At 45.9% G+C, this 6,688-nt stretch carries 8 protein-coding genes and 1 pseudogene; 3 read left to right on the top strand and 6 right to left on the bottom strand.

What is annotated here, in order from left to right:
- Positions 1-188: 188 nt before the first annotated feature.
- Both ispB and A3763_RS09430 read left to right on the top strand, forming a co-directional pair.
- Positions 189-1,157 carry an octaprenyl diphosphate synthase gene (gene ispB / locus A3763_RS09435; protein WP_068632939.1) on the top strand — a complete coding sequence of 323 codons (969 nt, stop codon included), beginning with the start codon at positions 189-191 and terminating at the stop codon, positions 1,155-1,157.
- Positions 1,158-1,222: 65 nt separating this feature from the next.
- Positions 1,223-2,734 carry a wax ester/triacylglycerol synthase family O-acyltransferase gene (locus A3763_RS09430; RefSeq protein ID WP_068567565.1) on the top strand — a complete coding sequence of 504 codons (1,512 nt, stop codon included), beginning with the start codon at positions 1,223-1,225 and terminating at the stop codon, positions 2,732-2,734.
- Positions 2,735-2,783: 49 nt separating this feature from the next.
- Here A3763_RS09430 and A3763_RS09425 read toward each other — a convergent pair whose 3' ends face one another.
- Positions 2,784-3,458 carry a DUF2057 family protein gene (locus A3763_RS09425; protein WP_068511384.1) on the bottom strand — a complete coding sequence of 225 codons (675 nt, stop codon included), beginning with the start codon at positions 3,456-3,458 and terminating at the stop codon, positions 2,784-2,786.
- A 139-nt stretch (positions 3,459-3,597) separates the two neighbouring features.
- Between A3763_RS09425 and A3763_RS09420 the strand changes: the two genes are divergently transcribed.
- Positions 3,598-3,822, top strand: a complete 225-nt coding sequence (locus A3763_RS09420) for a DUF6316 family protein (RefSeq protein WP_068632937.1) — start codon at positions 3,598-3,600, stop codon at positions 3,820-3,822.
- 55 nt (positions 3,823-3,877) lie between these two features.
- Here the strand turns inward: A3763_RS09420 and A3763_RS09415 are convergent, their stop codons facing one another.
- The 5 genes and pseudogenes from A3763_RS09415 to A3763_RS09395 all read right to left on the bottom strand — a co-directional run.
- Positions 3,878-4,363, bottom strand: a complete 486-nt coding sequence (locus tag A3763_RS09415; RefSeq protein WP_068511380.1) for a phosphatidylglycerophosphatase A — start codon at positions 4,361-4,363, stop codon at positions 3,878-3,880.
- The gene (thiL, locus tag A3763_RS09410) at positions 4,356-5,318 is read right to left on the bottom strand and encodes a thiamine-phosphate kinase (protein WP_068511379.1); all 963 of its coding nucleotides are present in this window, start codon (positions 5,316-5,318) and stop codon (positions 4,356-4,358) included. The genes A3763_RS09415 and thiL overlap by 8 nt, the downstream gene beginning before the upstream one ends.
- 24 nt (positions 5,319-5,342) lie before the next feature.
- The gene (gene nusB / locus A3763_RS09405) at positions 5,343-5,822 is read right to left on the bottom strand and encodes a transcription antitermination factor NusB (protein ID WP_068511377.1); all 480 of its coding nucleotides are present in this window, start codon (positions 5,820-5,822) and stop codon (positions 5,343-5,345) included.
- On the bottom strand, positions 5,823-6,302 hold the full coding sequence (ribE, locus tag A3763_RS09400; RefSeq protein WP_068511375.1) for a 6,7-dimethyl-8-ribityllumazine synthase: 480 nt from the start codon (positions 6,300-6,302) through the stop codon (positions 5,823-5,825).
- Between the two features lie 67 nt (positions 6,303-6,369).
- A pseudogene (locus tag A3763_RS09395) lies at positions 6,370-6,688 on the bottom strand (bifunctional 3,4-dihydroxy-2-butanone-4-phosphate synthase/GTP cyclohydrolase II); the annotation flags it as partial.

The following is a 6,688-nucleotide window of genomic DNA, read 5'->3' as shown; positions in this document are numbered from 1 at the left end:
CCTATCACTGAGAACACCCATGACTTTTAGGGCGCGCAATTGTATTTTATTCAACCAAGTGTTGCAAGCACATTCTAGCCAAAACAAGACTTTAATTATTGTATGGCGGATAGTAATTCTTGACAGACAAGCACAGCCCCCCTAGCATGTCAGCCAATTTTAGTCGGCTCTATTTTAAGATATTCAATATGCAAATTCAGGCAATCTACGACAGCGTTGAAAAAGACTTCAGTGAAGTAAACCAGTTTATCACTTCCCAGTTATCTTCAGATGTCCCCTTAGTAGAAAAAATTGCGCAATATATCGTCGAAAGCGGTGGTAAGCGTATGCGCCCCTTACTAGTCCTTCTTACCAGCAGAGCCTTAGGGGAAGCTAGTCAGGATCAATGCAAACTAGCCACTATTATCGAGTTTTTGCATACAGCCACATTATTACATGACGACGTTGTCGACACATCAAACATGCGCCGCGGGCGCTCTACTGCCAATGCCAAGTGGGGCAATGCTCCCAGCGTACTAGTCGGCGACTTTTTGTACTCGAGAGCTTTTCAAATGATGGTCGATATCGGCAGCGTTCCGGTTATGGAAGTGCTATCGAATGCAACCAATGTCATTGCCGAAGGGGAAGTTTTCCAGTTAATGAACTGCAAAAACCCTGACGTATCAGAAGAAGCCTATTTTGAAGTCATAAAAAATAAAACAGCAATGCTATTTGAGGCAGCGTCTCACTCTTCAGCTCTGCTTGCAAACGCAAGTACTGAGCAACAAGAAGCCTTAAAGGAATACGGCCTGCAGCTAGGCTTAGCATTCCAGCTGGTTGACGACATGCTGGATTACATTGGCGACGCCGAGACAATGGGCAAGAATGTCGGCGATGACCTGGCCGAGGGCAAACCAACCTTGCCGCTGATCTACACTATGAAAAACGGCAGTGAAGAAGAGCGAGTTCTAATTCGTAAAGCCATCCGTAATGGTGACGCAAGCCAGCTCGATGCAATCTGTATCGCTGTACAAAATAGTGGCGCGCTAGATTACACTAAAAAGCAGGCTGATCTAGCTTGTCAAAAAGCATGCGACTGCCTAGGTATTCTTCCAGGCAGCGTTTATAAAGAAGCACTTGCTGGGCTGGCAAAGCTTGCAGTCCAGAGAGACAAATAAGTTATTCCATCGCACAAAGCTTCGATATACTATAAACATTAAAAGTATAAACATGAGCCTGATGAATGCAGCAGCTGTCCGAACTTGATTCTTCGTTTTTATATCTGGAAACCGAACACACCCCTCTCCACGTAGGTGGTGTTTTCGTATTCCAGCGCCCTAAAGGCGACAACACACTTGATTTTGAGCACTTTCAACGTGTACTCCAGTCAAAACTCGGGAATGAACCATTCTTTCGTGAGCGCTTAGTCGAATACCCTCTCAATCTAGACCTACCCGTCTGGACTGACGACCCGGACTTTGACGCCGCCCGACATATCAGCCACGACAAATTAAGCCAGAAAGAAACGCTACTCAATAGCGCAGCCGACTTTTTTAGTGCGCCGCTCGACCGGACTCGCCCTCTTTGGGAAGCTAGATATATTGAGGATTTGCAAGTTGACCCAAGCAAAAGCTACGAGCAAGAACACTTCGCTCTTCTGCTGAAGGTTCACATCGCAGCTATTGACGGAGTAAGTGGTGAAGATATTCTAAGCCAGTTAGTTCATGTCAGCCCTGAAGTGACAAAACCTGAATCAGATCAAGACTGGACACCAACCCCTCTACCCGACACAGGTTCCTGGCTAGGAGCAGCCTATAACAACGTATTTAATATTCCGGCAAAACTCACTTTACTGGCAAAAGACACGGCTGCCTCGGCATTTTACTCCGTTATCACCGAGCGCCTTTCCTCTCTCAACCTTCCATCTAGTCTGATGAAGGTTGCCGACACACCAATGAATCAAAAGATCAGCAAGTCTCGTGCGATCGAGAATATAGAGATTCCTCTCAATCAAGTAAGGTCGATTAAGAAAGGCCTTGGCTCAGTCACAACAAATGACGTTGTCATGGGGATCTGCGCCGAAGCCATTGCCAGCTATCTTAGAGATATGGAAGCCGAGTCCGAATCAGACCTTATTGCGCTAGCACCGATATCTGTTCGCTCAACAAGCCTCGACGTTAAGTCCGGAAACCAGCTAGCCGCCACATTATTCTCACTTGCTAGCACAGAGCAGGACCCGATAAAGCGAATTTGCATGATTCACAAGGCAGCAACCTTGGAAAATCACTACGACTCAGCAATATCAGCCAGCCACTTGACCGAACTCGTTCCCTCTTGCATTGCGGGACTGTCTGCACGAGTTTATTCTGAGTTTCTACTGGCACAGAAACATAAGCCGATGTTCAATTTACCGATCATTAACATTCCTGGCCCTCAATTCCCGCTCTACTTTGAAAATGCAGAATTAACACAATTTATTAGCACTGCGCCTTTATTTGACGGTATTGGTTTAGCACTGATGATTGTGAGTTATAACGGCAATTACAGTGTCACCTGCACCTACAACCCTGAAGCACTGTCCCTTAAGCAACCCTTTGAAAAATACTTTCAGACAGCGATAGAAACGATTCTAAGTAGCGAAACAGAAATACCAGATTGCACCGATATTGATCTGAGTGAGCCAAATACAAACAAGACTGGTTTTATCGAAGATGTTGCCGGCTTAGTCAGCAACATCTTTTGCGTAGGAAAATAGCGGCAAGCTGTAGAGCCAGCTCTTCGACCTAAGCCGACTTAGCGCTTTTTTACTCCTGAAACGCCCAAACCAAAAAGGCTTTTCTATCTTCAGTGCTAGTCTTCCCCCAAAGCTCTTTCAGCGAGACCAGACTGGAAGCAGCTTCACTTTTTGACTCACTCAAGCCTGAGTCGGCGCCAGTCACCTTCCCGGATACGAAAACCTTCTGATTAGCCGAGCTCTTCTCGGTATAGGGGACTGAAACAGCAAGCTCCTGCCCCACCTTATCAACAAGCGATGCAGAGAAGTTTGAAGCCAAGCTACGAGCCTCTCTGATATTATCCGCTTCGGCATATACAAAGTTATATGACTCCCCTGCCAGAGCATTAAACTCGAGCATCACTAACTGTGACTCGGTTTTCTCTGACCTACTATTTCCATTTGTCTGAGGACCAGGCTTCGCCCAGATACTTTCGTACTTGAATACAAGCTGGTTAAGACCGGCTCTCAGGCCATATTTTGTTTCAATATTACTTAACAGATAAGTAGGAACCTCTCGCCCATTAACAGAAATCAGACTTATATTTTCTGGAGCAAGCACTACCGCTAACTGATCCTGAGGCAATATATTTCCTTCGTAGGTTTGCACCACCTTATTTGAAGCAGAACAAGCACTCAATAAAACTAAACTTAACACTAAACCTAAAAACTTTGGCCTTCTTAAGCCTTGAAAAAATCGATACATAAACGCCTCTAAGTGGAAGAATAACTGACAGCATTGTGCCTCCAAGCACACCTCTTGGCAACAAATTGATTTTTCGGGAATTTGTTATACAGTTAAGTAAAATAACAACAACGACAAGTATTAATTGGAGGATACACCAATGAATGAACAAGCCGATCTTTCACACCGCACAGGCGAACAAGGGGAAATACCTTTTCGCAGCAGTCGCTTTTTCAGTGTTGGTAATAAGTGGTACTTTTCTACTCGTGAAGGCTTCGATAGCGGGCCTTATGCAAATAAAGAAAGAGCCCGGGATAGCCTGCAAAGCTTTTTAAAAATCATCAACAAACTGCCAACTCCCTATACCAAAGAAACAGCCCATTAAAGCATTCTGCAAAGTGAACTAGCGCATTAAGAAATAATGCGCTAGAAATCGAAGTTCAGAACAAGCCCGGTAAGCTAAAATAGAGAACTTGCAGAATCACTAGAGCAAAAAGGCCAGCAATCACATCATCAATCATGATACCGCTACCACCATGGATATGCTGATCCAGATATTTAATCGGCTGCGGTTTCCAAATGTCAAAAACCCGAAACAGAATGAAGCCTAGTACAATAGGCAACCAGCCTTTCGGCGCGCCTATCATTGCTATCCAATAGCCAACAAACTCGTCCCAAACAATTCCGCCATGATCATGAACACCCAAGGCTTTGGAAGCTTTAGCACACAGCCAACAGCCAACAACAAAGCTCAGCACAATAACCACCAAGTACCACTCTAAGGCTAAATGCTGCAGCCATAAATAAGGAACAATCGCCATTAATGTTCCTGCTGTCCCGGGTGCCTTCGGTGCACAACCACTACCAAAACCAAAAGCAGCAAAGTGTGCCGGATTCTTTAAAAAACCTTGCGGTAACTTACTCAAAATGCTGAAACCCCTTTCTCTCTATTTCGACTTCCTGCTCACCAGAAAAGACCTTAACACCAAAACTCTTGGGCTCAACCCGCCCTATTCTAGTGAAAGCACTCGCCTCAGCCTTCGACTCCAATACCTGCCAACCTTCCTCAGGGATCGTAAAAAGTAACTCGTAGTCATCTCCTGCAGTCAGTGCCAGTAGCGCAGCTCTATCTTTAGAAAATTCACGCAATTCTTTCGACAAGGGCAAGGCGTCCAGGTCAATCCTTAGGCCACATGAAGAAGACTCAGCAATATGCCCTGCATCAGCTAGCAAACCATCCGAGATATCAATACAAGCACTCGCGTAGGGGGTGATCAATAAGCCCTCTGCAAATCTTGGCGTGGGAGCATAGTATCGACCCAGGAGGTATTCCTCAACGCCACTAAGCGCACTCTTATCCAGCAGGTCTAGCGCAGCACCCGCATCACCCAAGCACCCTGTCACAACCAACACCTCGCCTTCTGTAGCACCACTACGACGTAGCGCTTTGTCTTGAGCTGTAAAACCATGCACCTGAATACCAATAGTTAATGGCCCTCGCGTTGTATCTCCGCCCAAGAGGCTCAATTGATAACGCTCCGCCATATACTTGAGCCCCCTTGAAAAGCCTTCAAGCCAATCCGGGTCAGAATCAGGAAGCGTCAAAGACAAGGTAAAGAATGCTGGTGACGCCCCCATTGCAGCCAAATCACTCAATGACGCAGACATTGCTCGGATAGCCAATTGTTGCGGCGGTGCCGACTTGGGAAAGTGCCGCCCCTCAACCATAGTATCAAGTGAGAAGCACAGAGACTTATTCGCAGGAGGGTTAATGACAGCACAATCGTCACCTATACCCTGGTTAACGAGCTGCTTATCGATAGGCCCCACTCCTTCAAAATACCGTTTAATTATTTGGAATTCAGAAGGAGCAGATGGCATCGGATCAACTAAGTTGCTATAACACTAAGAGGGTTTATGACGTGTTTCAGCCGCGCGCAAACGCAAGGCGAGCTTATCAAGAATACTATTCACATACTTGTGGCCATCAGTACCACCGAATGACTTAGCCAGTTCAACAGCCTCATTAATAACCACACGGTAAGGCACATCAATGCGGTGCTTAAATTCAAAGACACCCATACGCAGAACATTCATCTCTACCGGGTCAACATCCACAATTGCGCGATCCAGAAAAGGCTCAATTGCCTGATCCAATTCTGTCACTTCTTTAGGTATACCGCTAAAGACTTCACGAAAGTAAGCCGAGTCGATACGATCAAAGTCATGATCGGTACGAAACTCTGCTTCTACCTGAGCAATACTGGAGCCGGAAATTTGCCACTGATATAGCGCCTGAAGAACCAACTTTCGAGCCTTCTTACGCTGTGCCGTTCCAGTTTTCTTTACAGGCTGACCGCCTGCGGCAGGGTTAGATTCGCTCACTTAAATACCTGACTGTTTAAATAGTTGAACCATCTCTAGAACTGACATCGCAGCTTCTTCACCTTTGTTACCCGCTTTGGTGCCGGCACGTTCAATCGCCTGCTCAATGGTGTCCACCGTCAGAACGCCAAAGGCAACAGGAATACCTGTATCCAATGATACGGCACCCAAACCTTTCACACACTCTCCAGCAACATACTCGAAGTGAGGCGTACCGCCTCTGATCACCGCTCCTAAAGCAACCACTGCGTCATACTTTTTAGTTTCAGCAACACGTTTCACGGCTAAAGGCATTTCAAATGCGCCAGGAATGCGGAATATCTCGATATCACTCTCATCAATACCGTGACGTACCAAAGAATCCACCGCACCTTCTAGCAAGCTTTCTACCACAAAGGAGTTCCATCGTGTCACGATAATCGCAAACTTTGCACCCGTCGTATCTCTAAAATCACCTTCATAGGTTTTAATATTTCGCATAAGACCTTTCTCTTTAGTATGTTACCGTTCTTAAAATTCGTTTCGTTTTATTTCAATAGCCACTTCATCAAGAAGCTGTATATGGAATAAATTCAACCACTTCCAAATCGAAACCTGAAATAGCTGAAAACTTAACAGGTGGATTCAATAGGCGCATTTTTGTCACGCCTAAATCACGCAAGATCTGAGAGCCTGTGCCCACTGTCAAATACGCCCCCGTTCCTGTCTGCGAAGGTGCTGGCTTGTTCACAAAAAATCCTGCCAAGCGTTCTTCCAAGTCAACAGCCGGGCCACCTAAAACTACTAAGGCGCCAGCGCCTTCTTCATTGATTCGCTCTAACGAATGCTGCATAGACCAACTCTGCGATCCTGGCACTTTAACACCT

Source organism: Oleiphilus sp. HI0128 (assembly GCF_001635365.1).
The sequence above is the reverse complement of the archived record's forward strand: the minus strand, read 5'-3'. Positions and strand labels throughout refer to the sequence as shown.

Bases quoted from the DNA above. Each gene is read 5' to 3' on its own strand.
- ispB (WP_068632939.1), top strand. From the start codon at position 189: ATGCAAATTCAGGCAATCTACGACAGCGTTGAAAAAGACTTCAGTGAA.
- thiL (WP_068511379.1), bottom strand. From the start codon at position 5,318: ATGCCATCTGCTCCTTCTGAATTCCAAATAATTAAACGGTATTTTGAA.
- A3763_RS09425 (WP_068511384.1), bottom strand. From the start codon at position 3,458: ATGTATCGATTTTTTCAAGGCTTAAGAAGGCCAAAGTTTTTAGGTTTA.
- A3763_RS09430 (WP_068567565.1), top strand. From the start codon at position 1,223: ATGCAGCAGCTGTCCGAACTTGATTCTTCGTTTTTATATCTGGAAACC.
- A3763_RS09420 (WP_068632937.1), top strand. From the start codon at position 3,598: ATGAATGAACAAGCCGATCTTTCACACCGCACAGGCGAACAAGGGGAA.
- ribE (WP_068511375.1), bottom strand. From the start codon at position 6,302: ATGCGAAATATTAAAACCTATGAAGGTGATTTTAGAGATACGACGGGT.